This is a genomic window from Sphingobium sufflavum (genome assembly GCF_021403115.1).
Lineage (GTDB): Bacteria > Pseudomonadota > Alphaproteobacteria > Sphingomonadales > Sphingomonadaceae > Sphingobium > Sphingobium sufflavum.
Window position 1 is genome coordinate 403,204 of record NZ_JAJSSH010000001.1, and the last position, 18,005, is coordinate 421,208.

17 protein-coding genes are annotated in these 18,005 nt (G+C 67.1%); 5 read left to right on the forward strand and 12 right to left on the reverse strand.

The annotated features are described in order from the left end of the window. Positions 1-43: 43 nt before the first annotated feature. The 7 genes from LWE61_RS02055 to LWE61_RS02085 all read right to left on the reverse strand — a co-directional run bounded on the left by LWE61_RS02055 (position 44) and on the right by LWE61_RS02085 (position 7,061). Positions 44-1,240, reverse strand: coding sequence for a CaiB/BaiF CoA transferase family protein (locus LWE61_RS02055; protein WP_234148321.1), 1,197 nt, complete (start codon positions 1,238-1,240; stop codon positions 44-46). Between the two features lie 3 nt (positions 1,241-1,243). Then, complete coding sequence (locus tag LWE61_RS02060; RefSeq protein WP_234148322.1) at positions 1,244-2,407, reverse strand: CoA transferase; 1,164 nt, start codon at positions 2,405-2,407, stop codon at positions 1,244-1,246. A 26-nt stretch (positions 2,408-2,433) separates the two neighbouring features. Further along, complete coding sequence (locus LWE61_RS02065; protein ID WP_234148323.1) at positions 2,434-3,642, reverse strand: FAS1-like dehydratase domain-containing protein; 1,209 nt, start codon at positions 3,640-3,642, stop codon at positions 2,434-2,436. A gap of 314 nt (positions 3,643-3,956) precedes the next feature. Then, entirely contained in the window at positions 3,957-4,256 is a 300-nt protein-coding gene (locus LWE61_RS02070; protein ID WP_234148324.1) for a hypothetical protein, read from the reverse strand. 41 nt (positions 4,257-4,297) lie between these two features. Next, positions 4,298-4,879 carry a cysteine hydrolase family protein gene (locus tag LWE61_RS02075; RefSeq protein WP_234148325.1) on the reverse strand — a complete coding sequence of 194 codons (582 nt, stop codon included), beginning with the start codon at positions 4,877-4,879 and terminating at the stop codon, positions 4,298-4,300. 73 nt (positions 4,880-4,952) lie between these two features. Beyond that, positions 4,953-5,630 (reverse strand): GntR family transcriptional regulator, encoded by a 678-nt coding sequence (locus LWE61_RS02080; protein WP_234148326.1) that lies wholly within the window; start codon positions 5,628-5,630, stop codon positions 4,953-4,955. 96 nt (positions 5,631-5,726) lie between these two features. Beyond that, a complete protein-coding gene (locus tag LWE61_RS02085) occupies positions 5,727-7,061 on the reverse strand; it encodes a CaiB/BaiF CoA transferase family protein (RefSeq protein WP_234148327.1) in 1,335 nt (444 codons plus the stop codon). A gap of 111 nt (positions 7,062-7,172) precedes the next feature. Between LWE61_RS02085 and LWE61_RS02090 the strand changes: the two genes are divergently transcribed. Further along, complete coding sequence (locus LWE61_RS02090) at positions 7,173-8,021, forward strand: thioesterase family protein (RefSeq protein ID WP_234148328.1); 849 nt, start codon at positions 7,173-7,175, stop codon at positions 8,019-8,021. A gap of 116 nt (positions 8,022-8,137) precedes the next feature. Here LWE61_RS02090 and LWE61_RS02095 read toward each other — a convergent pair whose 3' ends face one another. Further along, on the reverse strand, positions 8,138-8,509 hold the full coding sequence (locus LWE61_RS02095) for an STAS/SEC14 domain-containing protein (protein WP_234148329.1): 372 nt from the start codon (positions 8,507-8,509) through the stop codon (positions 8,138-8,140). A 233-nt stretch (positions 8,510-8,742) separates the two neighbouring features. Between LWE61_RS02095 and LWE61_RS02100 the strand changes: the two genes are divergently transcribed. From LWE61_RS02100 to LWE61_RS02115, 4 genes are all read left to right on the forward strand, one after another. After that, positions 8,743-10,344, forward strand: a complete 1,602-nt coding sequence (locus LWE61_RS02100; RefSeq protein WP_234148330.1) for a carboxyl transferase domain-containing protein — start codon at positions 8,743-8,745, stop codon at positions 10,342-10,344. Positions 10,345-10,349: 5 nt separating this feature from the next. Next, the gene (locus LWE61_RS02105) at positions 10,350-12,203 is read left to right on the forward strand and encodes an acetyl/propionyl/methylcrotonyl-CoA carboxylase subunit alpha (protein WP_234148331.1); all 1,854 of its coding nucleotides are present in this window, start codon (positions 10,350-10,352) and stop codon (positions 12,201-12,203) included. 4 nt (positions 12,204-12,207) lie between these two features. Next, positions 12,208-12,747, forward strand: coding sequence for a GFA family protein (locus LWE61_RS02110; protein WP_234148333.1), 540 nt, complete (start codon positions 12,208-12,210; stop codon positions 12,745-12,747). Positions 12,748-12,825: 78 nt separating this feature from the next. Further along, the gene (locus LWE61_RS02115; RefSeq protein WP_234148335.1) at positions 12,826-13,278 is read left to right on the forward strand and encodes a MaoC family dehydratase; all 453 of its coding nucleotides are present in this window, start codon (positions 12,826-12,828) and stop codon (positions 13,276-13,278) included. A 53-nt stretch (positions 13,279-13,331) separates the two neighbouring features. Here the strand turns inward: LWE61_RS02115 and LWE61_RS02120 are convergent, their stop codons facing one another. The 4 genes from LWE61_RS02120 to LWE61_RS02135 form a co-directional block, all read right to left on the reverse strand. Next, positions 13,332-14,291: an alpha/beta hydrolase gene (locus LWE61_RS02120; protein ID WP_234148337.1), complete on the reverse strand. Its 960-nt coding sequence runs from the start codon at positions 14,289-14,291 to the stop codon at positions 13,332-13,334. Between the two features lie 95 nt (positions 14,292-14,386). Next, complete coding sequence (locus LWE61_RS02125; protein WP_234148338.1) at positions 14,387-15,313, reverse strand: SDR family NAD(P)-dependent oxidoreductase; 927 nt, start codon at positions 15,311-15,313, stop codon at positions 14,387-14,389. A gap of 45 nt (positions 15,314-15,358) precedes the next feature. Continuing rightward, on the reverse strand, positions 15,359-16,603 hold the full coding sequence (locus tag LWE61_RS02130) for a CaiB/BaiF CoA transferase family protein (protein WP_234148339.1): 1,245 nt from the start codon (positions 16,601-16,603) through the stop codon (positions 15,359-15,361). Between the two features lie 140 nt (positions 16,604-16,743). After that, complete coding sequence (locus tag LWE61_RS02135) at positions 16,744-17,970, reverse strand: FAS1-like dehydratase domain-containing protein (RefSeq protein WP_234148340.1); 1,227 nt, start codon at positions 17,968-17,970, stop codon at positions 16,744-16,746. Positions 17,971-18,005 lie beyond the last annotated feature (35 nt).

Here is an 18,005-nt window from a genome sequence, read left to right on the forward strand (position 1 = left end):
CGTTCCTCTCTCTTGTCCGTCCATCCTTGCCCGGATGCGGATGTCAGTAAATGCTTTCGTCGTCCGCCAGCGCCTGTCGTTCGGCCCGTGTCAGGCCCAGCAGGTCGCCATAGACATAATCCTCATGCTCGCCGAGCTTGGGCGTGCCGCGCTCGATGCCGATCTCCGCCCCCTTCGACAGGCGCATGGGCACGCCGACGGCGGCGCGTTCCTTGCCGTCCGGTTCCGCCACGTCCACGATGGCGCGCCGTGTCCGCAAATGCGGGTCGGCGGCGATCTCCGGCGTGGTCCAGCTGGCGTGGGCGGCGATGCCCGCCGCCTGCAACCGCTCGGCGGCGTCCTCGGCGGGCAGGGTGGCGGTCCATTGGGATACGATGACGTCCAGTGCCGCGCGGTTGGCGTGGCGCAGCGGTTCGGTGGCAAAGCGCGGGTTGTCCGCCAGCTCCGCCGCGCCGATCAGCGTTGCGAACGATCGCCACCCGGCATCGCTGCCCACCGCGATCGCGATCCAGCGATCCTCCCCCGCCGCCGGATAGACGCCATGCGGCGCCATGCGCGGGTGGTCGTTGCCGCTGCGATGCGGCTGCTGCCCCGCCGCCGCCAGCAACAGCGCCTCGCCCAGCAGCGACGACGCCACCTCCCGCGCCGACACGTCGACCAGCCCGCCCCGGCCCGTCGCGCGTCGCCGCTGGAGCGCGGCCAGCGTCGCGACGGCGGCGTTCATGCCGACCGTATGGTCCATGACATGGCGCATCTCGACCGGCGGGCCATCGGCATAGCCGGTCATCTCGCCAAGCCCACCCCACGCCCCGAACAGCGGCGCATAGCCCGCGAAATGCGAATCCGGTCCGCTCTGGCCGGAGGAGGACACGCACAGCATGATGATGTCCTGCTTCACCGCGCGCAGGGCGTCATAGCCAAGGCCCAGCCGCCCGATCACGCCGGGCCGGAAACTCTCCGCCGCCACGTCCGACACCGCGACCAGCCGTTTCGCCAGCGCGATGCCGCCCGGCTTCTTCAGGTTGATGCGGACGGACAATTTGGTCGATGCGACCTGATCGAAGGTCGCCGGACCCATGCGGCCATAGACGGGGTGGGGCTTGCGAAAGGCGTCGGGCCGCATCGCGCTCTCCACCTTGATGACCTCCGCGCCCAACTGGCTCAGCAGATGGGTGCAGAAGGGGCCGGCGTTATGCACGGTGAAATCGGCAATGCGGATGCCGCTGAGGGGTTTCGCCATGGCTCAGGCTCCCACGGTCGCGCGGCGATAGTCGCCCAGCACGGGCGGGCCGCCATTCAGCACCAGCGGCGCGCCGTCGACATGGAAGGGCGACACCAGCATGTCCAGCAGGCCGACGCCCGCCACATCCACCGGCTGGAACAGGCCGCGCACCCTCTCATGCGGGTCGCGCACCACTTCAGCCGGGCTGTAATATTTGGCGAGCGGGACGCTCAGCTTCTGCCCTTCCCGCACGATGTCCTCCACTTTTCGCGACCCTGCCCATGCGCGGATATGGCCGTTGATCGCCGGACCCTGCCGGCTGCGCTCCAGCGAGTCCGCCAGCGCGGGGTCGAGCGCCCAGTCGGGTTCGCCCAGCAGCTTGACCAGCCCGTCCCACTGCCGCTGCTCCAGCGTCAGCAGTTCGACATGGCCATCCGCGCAGGGGATGACGCCGCCATAGCGGAACGACCGTTCCACCCGATGCTCGACAGAGCCGTCGCCCAGCCGCTGGATGGCGAAGGCGCCGACCGCCAGCGTGGCGTCCTGGCTGGAAATATCCACATATTGCCCGCCCTGTTCCGGTCGCGCCCACAGCGCCGCCAGCGCGCCCAATGCGGCGGCGAGGCCCCCCTGCAGGCTGGCGAAATGGCCGTGGATCTTGACCGGGGAGCGGTGGGGAAACAGTTCGATGGACAGGCCGTTGGGCAGCAGATTACCCTCGCCCGATGCATGTTGGAGGATGATGTCCTCCGCCGTCCAGTGGGCCTTTGGCCCATGGGCGCCAAAGGGCAGGGCGGAGACATGGATCAACTGCGGGTGCCGCGCCGCGACCGCCGCCTCGTCCAGTCCCGACGCCTGTCGCCCGGCCAGCACCGTATCGTCGATGAAGATATCCGCCTGCGCGAGCAGCCCGCCGAGCATCGCCCGGCCATGGTCCGTATCCAGTTCGCAGATCAGGCTGTGCGCCCCCGCCGCCAGATAGGCAAACAGGGCGCTCGCCTGCCCCGCCTCGTCTAGAAACGGTCCCTCGCGGCGCAGCGGGCAACCGGCGGGCGGTTCCAGCAGGATCGTTTCCGCCCCCATCGTCCCCAGCAGGCGCGCGGCGTAAAGGGCCGCGACGCCCGTGGCGTTGACGATGACGCGCAGGCCGCTCAGGGGGCCGGTCGTCAGGGACGTGTTCGACATGCTCTGGTCCTGCCCGCCAGCCGTTTTCAGCGCACCACCGGCAGGTCGAGGTCGAGGTTCGACCCGTCCACGAACACCTTGATATTCGGGTCGAGCGACGGGAGGATGACCGTGGCGAGGCCGGGCGTGGTCAGTTCGCCGCGCTGGTTCTCGCCCCGGATCTCGATGTCGACCAGCGCATGGCCGTCCTTCACATATTTGCGCGTCACCTTGCCGCGCGCCCAGGTGCAGTCGCCCATGGTGTTGAAGCGGCGCATCTGGGTGCGGACGCGCTTCAGGAAGGCGGCGTCGCCCATCCAGTTGGTGACGAGGCTGGCCATCCACGCCGACCGCTGCGGGCCGTAATCATAGACTCCCGGCACGCCGACTTCCTTGGCGGTGGATTCACGGTGGTGGCCGATGCCGGTATATTCGATGCCGCCGCCCGCTTCCGGGTTGCGGAAGAAATGGCCGGGATGCTTGACCGCATTCTTGAAGATCACGCCATGGGTATGGCCACGGCCGCAACCGACGAGGAAGCCCATCGTGTCCATCAGCGACAGCGGGCCGCGCACGATCTCCGGCAATTCCTCGCCTTCCTGCACTTCCTCCCAGTAACGGACGGTGCCGCCCCGGATATTCTTTTCCTCGTTCAGGATGGCGGCGTCGATATGCTCGAACTCCGCGGGCGTATATTCATGCGTCTTGATGCCGTCATATTTGCCGGTGTCGCGCGCCGCCTTGCGCTCGTGCCGGGTGCAGGTGCCCAGCGTGCGGGCGACCAGTTCGCCGCGCTGGTTGTAATAGCTGGCCTCGACATATTGCAGCACCAGCGTGCCGGAAAATTCGCTCTCCTTCACCTGCACGCCCACGACGCGCTCGATCGCGGTCAGCCGGTCGCCGGGGCGTATGTGGCGGAACATCTCCCAGTCGTTCCCGGCGTAGAAGCCATGCACGCCGGGCAGGCCCCAGCGGGTGCGACCGACCCAGCCGAACGCCATCGGAAAGTTGGGGTGGGCCAGCATGCCGCCATGGCGGGTCAGGCGGCCCACCTCCAGATCGCGGTACAGCGGGTTGAGGTCGCCGATGCCGTTGCAGAAGTTGCGGATCGTGTCCTCGGTCGCGTCCTGCAAATAGGGGCCTTCAGGGCGCAACTGCATGCCGATCATATTCTCGGCGGCCTTGATCGCTTCCTTGGTGATCTTTCCCTCGGCGGGGGCGTGGCCGACATCGGCTTCGACGGTCGCGGTGCTCATCTCTCTCTAACTCCTCGTGGGGCGCATGGCCTGCGTCCGGTTTGCTGTCGGGCGCATGGGGTCGCCCTCGATAATCTGTAACATCATGCATAATGCATTATTTTGCGATGGGTCAAGCGCGTCCCGCGCAAATTTGTCGGCCTGTTGTCATTCAGGGATGGGGTGGGGATGGAATAAGGGCGGAAAGGGCCGGCGGGACCGGTGGTCAGGCGCCATGGCCAAAAAGCCCGACGGCGATCAGATTATACACTCGCTATCGCGCCGATGGCGGTGGCCACCCGGATGGGTGCGACGGAGCCAGGGCGGGCAAACAATCAGGTGAGGAGGGCGGGCGACGCCAGCATATCCGCGCCCTCCACGTCCCACCACGCCGCGACGGCGGACATGGTGACCTCCGCCGGGGACCGCCAGAGGGGATGAAAAGCCAATATTCTCGCCCCGAACAGGATGGCGACGGCCCCCACGCACGGCAGGGCCACCGATGATCGGCAAGGTCGGACAGGAGCCGCCGCGCCGCGCCCCCGTGGCAGCCCGGCGGCGGAGAGGCAGGGATAGGCCCCCATCATGGGCGCAAGGGTCAGGGTCAGCGGGCTGGCCGTTATTCCGTCCATCATGCCCCCTCATCTCCTCTCATTGGTCCGGTGCGTGGGGCGGGTCAGCCCTGCCAGTCATACTCCCCGCTCTGCACGATCCGGGCGTAGCGGCCCAGGCAGGCGATGGCGTCGCGATGCTCCTCCGGCGTCACGCCCGCGCAGCAATCCTCCAGGATAATGCATTCATAATCCCGGTCATGCCCGTCGCGCGCGCCCGAATGGACCACGCCATTGGTGGACACGCCGCACAGGACCAGCCGCTCGATCCGGTTCGCGCGCAGGATCGGCTCCAGCGCGGTGCCATAGAAGGGGCTGACGCGATGCTTGACGATGTCGAAGTCCTGCGGCTGCGGGGCCAGCGCCTCATGCACCTCTGTCCCCCATGTGCCGAGCTGGAAGATCTGGTTCTTGCGCGCGCCGGAAAAGATGGGGGAGACTTCCGGCGCTTCCCGATAATCGGCGGAGAAGCCGACCCGCACATAGCCGATGGCCACGCCCGCCGCCCGCGCGGCGGCAATGGCGGCGGCGGTGTTGGCCAGCACGTTGCGCTGCTTCACCTGCACGCCGTAACCGGCCTTGCCGAACCCCTCTTCGTGGACGATGTCGTTCATCATATCCATGACGAGGAAAAGGGACTGTGTCATCGGGGCACCTCTCTATGTGGTCGTGAAAATGCAATCCAAAGAGAAGAGTGTTTCCGCTCGATCAGGGAACACTCTAGGACGGGGCGGCCAGCCCGGCGGAGGCGTCCGCCGCCGATTGCGCCTGCATGGCGCGCTCCAGTTCCAGCCAGCCCGATTCGATATGCCGCCGCGTCGCCAGCAGGGCCGCGCCCACGTCGGACGCGATGAAGGCCTGCAACAATTCCTCATGCTCGTTCGCGGCCCGGCCCACCCGGCCGCCGATCCGGTTGATGAGGTCGAAGGGGTAGCGCGCCCAGAGTATCTGCACGAAATGCAGCGTTTGCGGCATGTTCGCGATCTCGAACATGCGGTGGTGGAAGCGATAGTTGGCCGCGCGCGCCGCCTCATTCTCGCCCGCCTGGATGGCGCGGCTGAACTCCGCGTCCAGCTTGTGCAGTTCGTCGAGGTCGGCGGCGCTGGCATTCTCCACCGCGCCCCGCACAAGTTGCGTTTCGAGGAGGATGCGCAGGCTCAGCATCTCGTTCGTCGCGGTGATGTCGAACGGCGCGACGGTCGCCCCGCGATAGCTGTCGCCGTTCACATAGCCTTCCGCGGCGAGCAGCTTGAGCGCCTCGCGCACCGGCGTGATGCTGGTCTGGAGCAAGGTCGCGATCTCCTGCTGCTTCAGCCGCGTGCCGCGCGGAAAGCGCCCCGCGATGATGCCCTCGCGCAGATAATCCGCGACCTGCTCCTCCTTGGTCCGAAATTGCATAGGCTCAACTGCTCCGCATGTCCTTGGTGGCCCATCGCTGACAGATGGATCGTGCAGGATGCATAAGCGTTGCCGATGCCATTCGAAAGAGGCACGTCAGGCCGGAAGGCTTTGCGGAGCATCGGCGGTCCCGTCGCGCGCCGCCTTGTCGCGCACCGGCGCCCAGGCAAATTCCTCCGCCCCCGCGACCTTCACCGCGCCCCCGGCCAGCAACGCCGCCGCCGCCGCCGCGTCATAGCCCAGCGTGGCGAGCAGTTCCGCGCTATGCTCGCCCAGTTCCGGCGGCGGCAGGCCGGGTTCGGCCGCCTGCCGGCGTCCCGGAAATTCCGGCACCTCGAAATCCAGCCCGCGAAAGCGCACATCGCGCAGCTTGCCGACCGTGCGCGCCTGGGGCGCGTCCAGCACCCGCTCCAGCGGCATCACCTCGTTGAAGCCCACGCCGCCCGCGCGCAGTTTCGCCGCCACATCGCCATAGTCCAGCGCGCCGACCGCCGCGCGCACGGCGGCCTCCACCCGGTCGCGCTGTTTCTTGCGATCGCGCAACTTGGCGAGGTCTGCGTCGCCCGCTTCCGGCATGGCCAGCGCCTGCGTCAGCTTCACCCAATGGGCGTCGGTCAGCACCAGCAGGTAGAGCCAGCGCCCGTCCGCCGTCTCATAGCTGCCATAGCCGGGCATGGCGAACTCGCCGCCCGCTTCCTTCTCCGGCCGCCCCAGCAATTGCGTCTTGAGCTGCACCCCCGCCAGATCGCGCGCGGCGAGGTGCAGGCCCGTCTCGTACAGGCCGATCTCGATGCGCCGGTCGTCCGCCGTCGCGGCGGGGTTCATCATCGTCGCCAGTATGCGGATGACGGCATAGGTGCCCGCGAACTGGTCATGATAGCTGGGGCCGAGGCGGCTGGGCCGGCCGTTGATGCGATGGTCGTCCATCACCCCGGTCGATGCCTCCGCGACCGGATTGGTGGCCAGGTCATCCTCCTGCGGGCCATGGGCATATCCGCGCACATGGCAATGGATCAGCGCCGGGTTGATCCGCGCGCAATCCTCCGCCGCCACGCCCAGCTTGCGGGCGGAGGCGGGGGCCAGATTGTGGATGAACACATCGGCGGTGGCGATCAGGCGGTGAAAGACCGCCAGCCCCTCCGGCTTCGACAGGTCGATGCACATGCCCTTCTTGCCATGGCTATAGGCGATGATCGTGCCGCTCGGCCCGCCGCGCACCAGCGCCCGCGTGGTGTCGCCCGTCGGCGGCTCCACCTTGATGACCTCCGCGCCCAACTGGCTGAGGATATGCGTCGCAAAGGGGGCGGCGACCATCGTGCCCAGTTCGATCACCCGTTTGCCATGCAGCGGCTGGCCCGCCGGAACGGCGATGTCCGACAGGGCAGGTGAGGAAGCATCGACCGAGGAGGCGCTGGGGGGCTGGTGGCTCATGACATCTCGCAACGGAACAGGAATAATGCATTATATATTTTTACACTGCGCCCGCAACCCGCCATTTCATCGTCATTGACGGCGGGGGGCGTCACGTCGCATGCGGAGGCCATGGCCAGCCTGCACGACACCATCGCCACCCTTGCTCCCTACCGCCTTACCGAAGGGGGAGAGGCGGATGCGGAGGCGTATCGCATCGAGGCGCCCGAACTCTGGGCGCAGGGCCGGACTCTGTTCGGCGGGATGACGGCGGCGCTGTCCCACGCCGCGATCCGCCGCGCCCATGGCGACCTCGGCCCGCTCCGCAACGCGCAATTCACCTTTGTCGGTCCCACGACGGGTCCGCTGTCCTTCCGCCCGGCGCTGCTGCGGCGCGGGCGCTCCTCCGCCATTGTCGGGGTGGACTGCTGGAACGAGGACGGCCTGGCCGCCCGCGCGACCTTCTCCTTCGCCGGTCCGCGCGAGAGCGCCATCGCCCATGATTATAGCCCGCGCATGGACGTGCCGCCGCCCGACGCCTGCGAACCGCTGCACCGCACGTCCAAGCCGCTGAAGGGTTTCCTCGGCCAGTTCGAATTCCGCTTTGCCGCCGGCACGCGCCTGTTCGAAGGGGGGGCGAGCGCCGAGGAGGGGGGGGCGCGCAGCGACGGCCGTCCCGAATTCGCCGTCTGGGTGCGGTTCCGCGAGGATGCGGGGGAAGACCCGATCACCGCGCTGCTCGCCATGGCCGATGCGCTGCCCTGCGCCGCCATGTCCCATTTCCCCAAGCCCGCGCCGGTCAGTACGCTGAGCTGGTCGGTGGATGTACACCAGCCGTTGGCGCAAAGCGGCGGCTGGCACCTCGTCTGGTCGTCCAGCGAGGCGGCGGCGGACGGCTATTCCATCCAGAACATGCGCGTGTTCAACGCGGAGGGCGTGCCCCTGCTGTCCGCGCGGCAGGTGGTGGCGATCTTTATCTAGGGTCCGGCGGGGCCGTGGAATCATCCGCTGCCCCGGAAAGCGCGATACGTCACAAAAAGCTGAAGCAGCCGGGCCGATGCCATCGGACCGAAACCGGCTTCTGGCGAGGGAACCCCCTACGCCCCGCCGCCGTCCTCCTCGGCCAGCAACCACGCCAGTCCCTCGTCCGCGGTTGCGAATATGCGCCGATAGCTTTGCTGCATCTCGCGCCGCACCTGCATCCGCGTCACCGCGCTGGGCGTGATGATCGCGATGCGGCTGGCCTTGGGAAAGGCGGCGAAGCTGGTGGCGAAGCGGGGCAGGGCCTCCTGCGGCTGGGTGCCGCTGTGCGTCATGTCCATGCGCAGCCGATAGCCGGGCCGAAAGCCGCTCTGGCCGAACTGCCTCGCCACGTCGCGCGCATAGGCGCCGACCGCGTCCGGGGTGAACGGACCCGCCCAACGGATGTCCAACAGATTGAGATCAGGGCGAAATATAATATTGTACATGGCGGCTGCTCCGCCTGTTCCTCTGCCGGACAAGCCTTGCCAAAATGCTAAGGGCGCGGTCAGCCGTGACCGCCCCGCCATTAAACGCACGTACGTTCGTTTCATCCATTGCCAAAGCCTGTGGACCGCGCCAATGCAGGGCCTATCTTGTCACGACAACTGTCGGGAACCGTCCGAATCATGACCCTTTGCAGTCTCTGCCCTATCCATCTCCTCCGGGCCGGAGCGGCCCTGTGAGCGGCCCCGTCCTCCCCACCACGCTCAACCCGGACAGCCCGGAGGCGCAGGCCCGCGCCGCGCACAACCGTGCGCTGGCGGCGGAATTGCGGGATCGGGTCGCCACGGCGGCGCTGGGCGGCAACAAGGCTTCGCGTGACCGCCATGTCTCGCGCGGCAAGCTGCTGCCCCGCGACCGCGTGGAACGGCTGCTCGATCCCGGCTCCCCTTTCCTGGAGGTGGGCCAGCTTGCGGCAACCGGTCTCTATGGCGACGAAGTGCCCGGCGCGGGCGTCATCGCGGGCATCGGCCGGGTGTCGGGGCGCCAGTGCATGATCCTGTGCAACGACGCCACGGTGAAGGGCGGCACCTACTACCCCACCACGGTCAAGAAGCATCTGCGCGCGCAGGAGATTGCGGAGGCCAACCACCTGCCCTGCATCTACCTCGTCGATTCGGGCGGCGCGAACCTGCCCCATCAGGCGGAGGTCTTTCCCGACCGCGAGCATTTCGGTCGCATCTTCTTCAATCAGGCGAACATGTCCGCCAAGGGCATCCCGCAGATCGCCTGCGTCATGGGCAGTTGCACGGCGGGCGGCGCCTATGTCCCCGCCATGTCGGACGAGACGGTGATCGTCCGCAACCAGGGCACCATCTTCCTCGCCGGCCCCCCGCTGGTGCAGGCCGCGACGGGCGAGGTCATCAGTGCGGAGGATCTGGGTGGTGGCGACCTGCATGGCCGCAAGTCCGGCGTGGTCGACCATGTCGCCGACAATGACGAACATGCGCTGACCATCGTGCGCGACATCGTCTCCACCCTCGGCAAGCCGCACGACCCCGGTGTAAACCTGCGCGAATCCCGCGACCCCAAATATCCCGCCGAAGACCTGTACAGCATCGTCCCCGACGATGTCCGCGCGCCCTATGACGTGCATGAGGTGATCGCGCGGCTGGTCGACGGGTCGGAATTCCACGAGTTCAAGGCGCTATACGGCACCACCCTCGTCTGCGGCTTTGCCCATATCTGGGGCCAGCCGGTCGCCATCCTCGCCAACAATGGCGTGCTGTTCAGCGAGAGCGCGGTCAAGGGCGCGCATTTCATCGAACTGGCGTGCCAGCGCCGCATCCCGCTCCTCTTCCTCCAAAATATCTCCGGCTTCATGGTCGGCGGCAAATATGAGGCGGAGGGGATCGCGAAACATGGTGCGAAGCTGGTGACGGCGGTCGCCACCGCCACCGTGCCGAAAATCACGGTGCTGATCGGCGGCAGTTTCGGCGCGGGCAATTATGGCATGTGCGGCCGCGCCTACTCGCCCCGCTTCCTCTTCACCTGGCCCAATGCGCGCATTTCCGTCATGGGCGGGGAGCAGGCGGCGTCGGTCCTCGCCACCGTCCACCGTGACGCGGCAAAATGGTCGCCGGAGGAGGCCGAAGCCTTCAAGGCCCCCGTCCGCCAGAAATATGAGGATGAGGGCAACCCCTATTACGCCACCGCGCGCCTGTGGGACGATGGCGTCATCGACCCGGCGCAGACCCGCGACGTGCTGGGCCTCGCCCTTGCCGCCAGCCTCGAATCCCCGATAGCCGATCGCCCCGCGTTCGGCGTGTTCAGGATGTAATTGCGATGATCCAGTCCCTCCTCATCGCCAATCGTGGCGAAATCGCCTGCCGTATCATCCGCACCGCGCGCCGCCTCGGCATTCGCACGGTCGCCGTCTATTCCGACGCGGACGCCAACGCGCTCCATGTGCGGGAGGCGGACGAGGCCGTGCATATCGGCCCGTCACCGACGCGCGAAAGCTATCTGGTGGGCGAGAAGATCCTCGCCGCCGCGCAGGCGACCGGCGCGCAGGCCATTCACCCCGGCTATGGCTTCCTGTCGGAGAATGCCGAGTTTGCGCAGTCGGTGATCGACGCTGGCCTCGTCTGGGTCGGCCCCAACCCGTCCAGCATCACGGCGATGGGCCTGAAGGACGCCGCCAAGAAGCTGATGGCGGACGCGGGCGTGCCCGTCACCCCCGGCTATATGGGCGAGAATCAGGAACCCGCCTTCCTCGCGGAACGGGCGGGCGAGATCGGCTATCCTGTGCTCATCAAGGCGGTTGCCGGCGGTGGCGGCAAGGGTATGCGGCTGGTCGAGGCCGCGCCGGACTTCATCGACGCGCTCGCCTCCTGCCAGCGTGAGGCGACGGCCAGTTTCGGCAACGCCCATGTGCTGATCGAGAAATATATCCAGCGCCCCCGCCATATCGAGGTGCAGGTGTTCGGGGACACCCATGGCAATATCGTCCATCTGTTCGAGCGGGACTGCTCCCTGCAACGCCGCCATCAAAAGGTGATCGAGGAAGCCCCCGCGCCCGGCATGGACGAAGCCACCCGCGCGGACCTGTGCGCGGCGGCGGTCAAGGCGGCGGCGGCGGTCGACTATGTCGGCGCGGGCACCATCGAATTCATCGCGGACGGTTCCGAAGGGTTGCGCGCCGACCGCATCTGGTTCATGGAAATGAACACGCGATTGCAGGTCGAGCATCCGGTGACGGAGGAGATCACCGGCGTCGATCTGGTCGAATGGCAACTCCGCGTCGCGTCGGGCGAACCCCTCCCCAAGAAGCAGGAAGACCTCAGCATCACCGGCTGGGCGATGGAAGCGCGCCTCTATGCCGAAGACCCGGCGAAGGGCTTCCTGCCCAGCATCGGTCGGCTGGAGCTGTTCGAACTGGGCGATGCCGGTCGCGACGGCGCGCGGATCGACACGGGCGTCTATCAGGGGGCGGAGATTTCGCCCTTCTACGATCCGATGATCGCCAAGGTCATCGCGCGCGGCGACGATCGCAACGGCGCGCGCGAGCTGCTGCGCGACCTGATGGCGGATTCGGTCGTCTGGCCGGTGAAGACCAACGCCTCCTTCCTCGTCAACGCGTTGGAGCATCCCGATTTCGTGGCGGGCAACGTCGATACCGGCCTGATCGGTCGCGACGGCGAAGAGATGGCGGCCGTGCCCACCCCCTCGGCAGAGGGGCTGAGCTGGGCGGCGATGGACCTCGTGCCCGATTACAAGCCGTTGGGCTTCCGCCTCAACGCGCCGCCCCGGCGGACGGCGTGGTTCGCGCTCGATGGCGATCCGGTCGAGGTGGAACTGGGCGCCGCGGGCGACCCCCATCCCCAGCCGTCGGTCCGCTACAGCACGCAGGGCCAGACCTGGGATCTGACGCTGTGGCGCAAGGAAGGCGAAGCGGCGGGCGGCGCCTCCTCCGGCGCGATCCTCTCCCCCATGCCCGGCCGCGTCATCGCGGTGGAGGTCGCGGCGGGCGACGCGGTGGTGAAGGGGCAGAAGCTCCTCACCCTCGAAGCCATGAAGATGGAGCATAGCCTGACCGCCCCGTTCGACGGCGTGGTGGCGGAACTCAACACCAGCGCGGGTGCGCAGGTGCAGGTGGACGCGCTCCTCGTGCGGATCGAGGCGGCGGACGAGGCCTAGGGCGATGTCCGGCGAACAGGACAGTGGCCCGGTCCCCGGCCCCGGCCCCGTCGCGGGTTCGGTTAGTGGCCCTGCGACCGGCCCTGGCCCCGTCACGGGCCAATGCCATTGCGGCGGGGTGCGCTTCACGGCGCAGCTCGCCGGGCCGCTGAGCGACGCCATCCGCTGCACCTGTTCGGCCTGCCGGATGCGCGGCGCGGTGATCCTGTTCGCGGACACCGCCGGCCTCACCATCACGGCGGGCGACGACCTGCTCACCGAATATCGCTTCAACACCGGCACGGCGCGCCATTACTTCTGTAGCCGCTGCGGCGTCTACACCCATCACCAGCGTCGCTTCGACCCCAGCCAATATGCGATCAACGCGGCCTGCATCGACGGCCTCAGCCCCTTCGATTTTGCGGAGGTGCCGGTGGTCGACGGGCAGCGTCACCCGCTCGACCATGGCGGCGGCGACCTGCGCGTGATCGGCACGCTGCGCTATGTGCCGACGGACGAGGGGCTGGGCCTGCGCCAGCATCGCGATCGCCGGGCCGGGGACTGACCGCCCGTCATCCTCACGCCCCTCCTTCTCACGCCCCTCCTTCTCACGCATCGCACCGCATTTTCAGGGAGCAATCATATGGCAGGCAAGCATTTCGACGAATGGACCGTGGGCGACCGGCTCACCCATGACATCCGTCGCACGGTGACGGAGACGGACAATCTTCTCTTCTCCGTCATGACCCACAATCCCCAGCCACTGCATATCGACGTCGAGGCGGCAAAAGCGTCCGAATTCGGCCAGATCCTCGTCAACGGCACCTTCACCTTTGCCCTCATGATCGGCCTGACGATCAGCGACACGACGCTGGGCACGCTGATCGCCAACCTGGGCTATGACAAGCTGGTGCATCCCAAGCCGGTGTTCCTCGGTGACACGCTCCGCGCGACCAGCGAGATCGTGGAACTGCGCGAGAGCAAGTCGCGTCCCACCGCGGGTGTCGTCACCTTCTCCCACGAACTGCTCAACCAGCGGGACGAGGTGGTGTGCAAATGCCTGCGCATGGCCATGCTGAAGAAGGTCGGGGCCTGAGATCAGGCGTGGGGGAGGGCGCTTGTCCTCCCCGTCAATAACGGTCCCCGGCCTTACGGCTTGGGTGCGACCGGCTTCCGCGCGAACAGTCCCTGCGCGCGCAGCCACTGGTCCAGCAGGTCGGGCCAGCGCGACAGGGCGGGGTCGGACCCGCCCAGACCCACGCCATGCGCCCCTTGTGCAAAGACATGCATCTCCACCGGCACCTTGTTGGCCAGCAGCGCCTGATACAGCTCGATGCTGCCTGTGGGGGAGACGAGGCTGTCCGTCGTGGTGTGGAACAGGAAGGTCGGCGGGAAAGCGGCGGTGACGCTGTTCAGGGGGCGGTAGCGAGCATAGTCCGCCGCCTTGCACTCCGCGCGCGTGAACTGGCAATATTGCGACTTGCCCTGCGCGTCTGGCACGGTGCCGTTCAGCCACGGATAGGCCAATATGGCGAAGCTCAGCCGGCTGGCCGCCTGCTCGACGGGATCGGCGTCGCCCGGCTTGCCCGCATCGCCTTCGCCCGCGACCGTCGCGGTCAGGTGCCCGCCCGCCGAAAAGCCGATCATGCCGATACGGTCGGGGTCGATCCGCAGCCGCGCCGCATTGGCCCGCACGAAACGCACCGCCCGCTTGCCGTCCAGCAGCGGCAGCGGCAGCCGCGCCTTGGGACCGACGCGATAGCGCAGGACGAAGGCGGTGACGCCGCGCGACGCGAACCAGTCCGCCACCTGCCGCCCTTCATGCGCACCCGCCAGCGCCATATAGCCGCCACCGGGCGCGACGATGACCGCCGTGCCATTCTCCGTGCCCCGCATGGGGCGAAAGACGGTCAGCACCGGTGTCTCGTCAGGTGCGTCCGATGTCGCGCCCGGCGCGCGGCCCGGCCAGAGGCGATGCGCCTCCAGACCGAACAGGGTGGTGGTTTCGTACTTCAGGTCGGCGGCGACCGGCGTCACCTCCTCCGTGCTGCCCGGACCCGCCAGAGATAGGGCCAGAACCGCACTCGCCACCACCGCCCAATATCGCACGCCCGTCTCCCCTACATCCTATTTGTATGGGTTTATAGCGGAGGTCGGAGCCTGTCCATCGCCCCGCGCAAATGGTTCCGCGCGCGAAGGGCCCCTTAGCCCGCGTCGCGGATCATCTTGAAGCCATACAGCAGATGCTCCAGTTGCCCGTCCGGCACGGGCGGGAAGAGCAGGGGTGCGGTGGTATCGCGGATCGGGCCGATCTGCGCCGCTACATCCTCCACTGTCCACTCCGGCTGATACACGCCCGGCGTCTCCGCGACATAGGCGCGCGCCATCCGGCCGCCCATCGCCACCAGCATCTCGCCGGACACGCTGCAATCCTCATGCGCCAGCCAGGCGACGGCGGGGGCCACCATCTCCGGCTCCATCGGGGGGAACTGGCTGGTGTCGATGCCGTCGGACATGCGCGTCACCGCGGCGGGGATGATGACATTGCTTTTGACATTGTTGTTCTGCCCCTCGATCGCCGCCGTCTGCGACAGGCCATGCAGCCCGGCCTTGGACATGGCATAGTTCACATTGTTGGACTTGCCATACAGGCCGTTGATCGAACTGGTCAGGATGATGCGGCCATAATCCTGCGCCAGCATCATCGGGAAGGCTTCGCGCACCACATGGAACGCGCCGCGCAGATGCACGTCGAGGACGAGGTTGAAATCCTCATAGGCCATCTCGGCCAGCGGCGCGCGGCGGACATTGCCCGCGCTGTGGATCAGGATGTCGATGCGGCCGAAGGCGTCGATCGCCGACTGGATGATCGCCTTGCCGCCTTCGGGCGTGGCCACGCTGTCGGTGTTGGCGACCGCCTCGCCGCCCAGCGCCCGTATCTCGCGCACCAGCGCCTCGGCAGGGCCTTCCTCGGTCGCGTCGCCGGACAGGCTGGCCCCCGGATCGTTGACGACGATCTTCGCGCCCCGCTCCGCCAGCAACAGCGCATAGGCCCGGCCCAGCCCGCGCCCGCCGCCGGTGATGACGGCAACGCGATTGTCGAAACGCAACCGGCTATCGGGCTGGGACATGGGGAGGCTTCCTCTTCACTAGTCAACAGGACTGTTGGCTGCCTCTTAGGCGACGATCCCGTCCGCGCGCAACTGTGCGATACGTTCCGCCGCCAAGCCCAGCAGTTCCTGCAATATGGCATCCGTATGTTCGCCCAGCACCGGCGGGGCGGTCGGCACGGGCTGGGGCGCGTCGACGAATTTGATCGGGCGGTTGACGATGGGGATGCGGCCCAGCGTCTTGTGCTCCGTCTCCACCACCATCTCGCGCGCGATCGTCTGCGGCTGGGCCAGCGCCTCCTGTATGCCCAATATGGGGGCGTGCGGCACCTGATAGGCGGTGAACAGCTCGACCAGTTCGTCCACCGTCTTCGTCTGCGTCTTCTCCGCGATCATGCCGTTGATCTGCGCGCGAATGTCGCGCCGCTTCTCCAGCGTGTCGTAGCGCGGGTCCGGTCCCGCTTCCGGGAAACCCAGCGCGTCGCAGATCCTCGCCCAGAAACTGTTGGTCAGGCAGGCGATGATGATCGCGCCGTCGCTGGCCGGAAAGCTGCCATAGGGGACGAGGTTGGGATGTTGCGACCCCTGCGGCGTCGGGTTGGCGCCGGTGAAGAAGGGAAGCTGCGCGATATAGCCGAGCAGTCCGATCAGCCCGTCCATCAGGCTGACGTCGATCAGCCGCCCGCGCCCCGTTCGCTCCCGCTCGTACAGCGCGGCGAGGATGCCGATAGGCCCGTTGATCCCGCCGACCAGATCGCCCATCGGCAGGCCCAGCTTGACGGGCATCCGGCCCGGCTCGCCATTGACGCTCAGCACGCCGGAGAGGGCCTGCGCCACGATGTCGAACGATGGGCGGTCGCGCAGCGGGCCGGTCATGCCGAACCCGGAAATGGCGCAATAGATCAGGCGCGGATTGATCGCGGCCAGCGTCTCATAGCCCAGCCCCAGCCGGTCCATCACGCCGGGCCGGTAATTCTCGACCACAATATCGCATTGCGCCGCCAGATCCCTGGCCAGCGTGACGCCCGCCTCCGTCTTCAGGTCGATGACGATGCTTTTCTTGCCGCGGTTGTTGCCGATATAATAATGGCTTTCCCCCTCGCGAAAGGGGGGGAAGGAGCGGGTCTCGTCGCCCGTGCCCGGCGGCTCTATCTTGATGACCTCCGCGCCCAGATCGGCCAGCGCGAGGGACGCGGCGGGACCGGCCAGCACGCGCGTGAAATCCAGCACCTTGACGCCCTGCAACGGGCCTGCCCATGCGCCGGCAACCGGGCCAGCTACAGGGTTCGCATCACTCTCGGAAACAGGCATATTGTCTTGCCTTAACGGGGGGCAGGGTTGGCGATTTGCTCGCCTTTCCCCTTGTCATCCTGGTCTTGTATCACCCTGAACTTGTTTCAGAACCCGTCCGCCGTCCCGATCGGCGAAATGGGATGGGCGCTGAAACAAGGTCAGCGTGTCGGGGGGGGGGCCAACCCCCCCCCCCCCAAGTGCAAAACCAGCGAATGCGATCCGCCCGAGCTGGGCAGCTCGGCAATCGCCGTGCCAAAGGCCGACAGTTCGCCGCGGTGGGTCGTCGCCTTCTGCTGGATCTCGACGAACTTCTTGCCGTTCTCCTCGAACTTGCGCGTGATCTCACCGTCGATGAAGATCACGTCGCCGTCCGGATTGTGGCGGCGGATCTGGCACTTGGACTTCGTCAGGAAGCCATCGTCGCCGATCCAGTTGGTGACGTGGTGGGTCAGCCAGCTGCAACGCTCTGGTCCATAGTCGTACGAGCCGGGCGTACCCACTTCGCGAGCGAAGTCGTCGTCCCAGTGAACGCGCTCCGGCACGTCCTTGATGCCGAACTTGTTGGGGATACCCAGGCCCGGATGCGCGTCGATCAGCTGGAAGTGCAGCTTGTTGGTGCGGATGTAGAGGCCGCCCCAGCCCTGCGCATAGCCGATGAAGCCGGTGACGGTCATCGGGCCCTTCATCATCTTGGGCAGCTGGTCGCCGACATTGACGTCTTCCCAGTAACGGGGCGTCGCGCCGCGAATTTCCTCGTTACGGTAGAGGTCGAACCACTCCTGCAACTGCTCCTCGGAGAAGCGGGCGCCGGCCTTACCGGCTTCCGCGAACTCTTCGCGGGCCTCGGTGTACTTGGAGCCGCGCTCGCGGGCTTCGTCACGGTCGGTGCGGAAGACATAGCTGTCGCACTCGGCAACCTGCTCGCCATGCTGGTTGAAGAAGTCCACATGATAGATCTGCTGATAGGCTTTACCCGCGAACTTCGTCTCGTGGCCGATCAGATCCTTCAGATAGGCTTCGGTGCGGATGGTGTCGCCGCGCAGGACGGGCTTGATCCAGGTCCAGTCGGCGCCCGCCCACATGGCGTGCACGCCGGGCAGACCGCCGCAGTAGCCAGACACGATGCGGCTGGTGGTGAACAGGAAGCTGGGCAGCGCCACGACTTCGCCATATTTGGTCTTCGCGGCATATTCCGGGTCGGTCCACAATGGATTGTCGTCGCCGATGCCGTGCGCGTAGTGGCGGATACCGTCGCGGGTCGCTTCATAGTTCCACGGCTCGACCGTGTTCTCGATCTTGACGCCAATGCGCTTGCGCAGGTCGGCGAGACCTTCCTCGGTGATCTTGGGGAATTTCGCCCCTGCTTTTGCTGCCGTATCGGCCATCTTCTCAGTCTCCTGTCTAAACCGTCTACAAATTT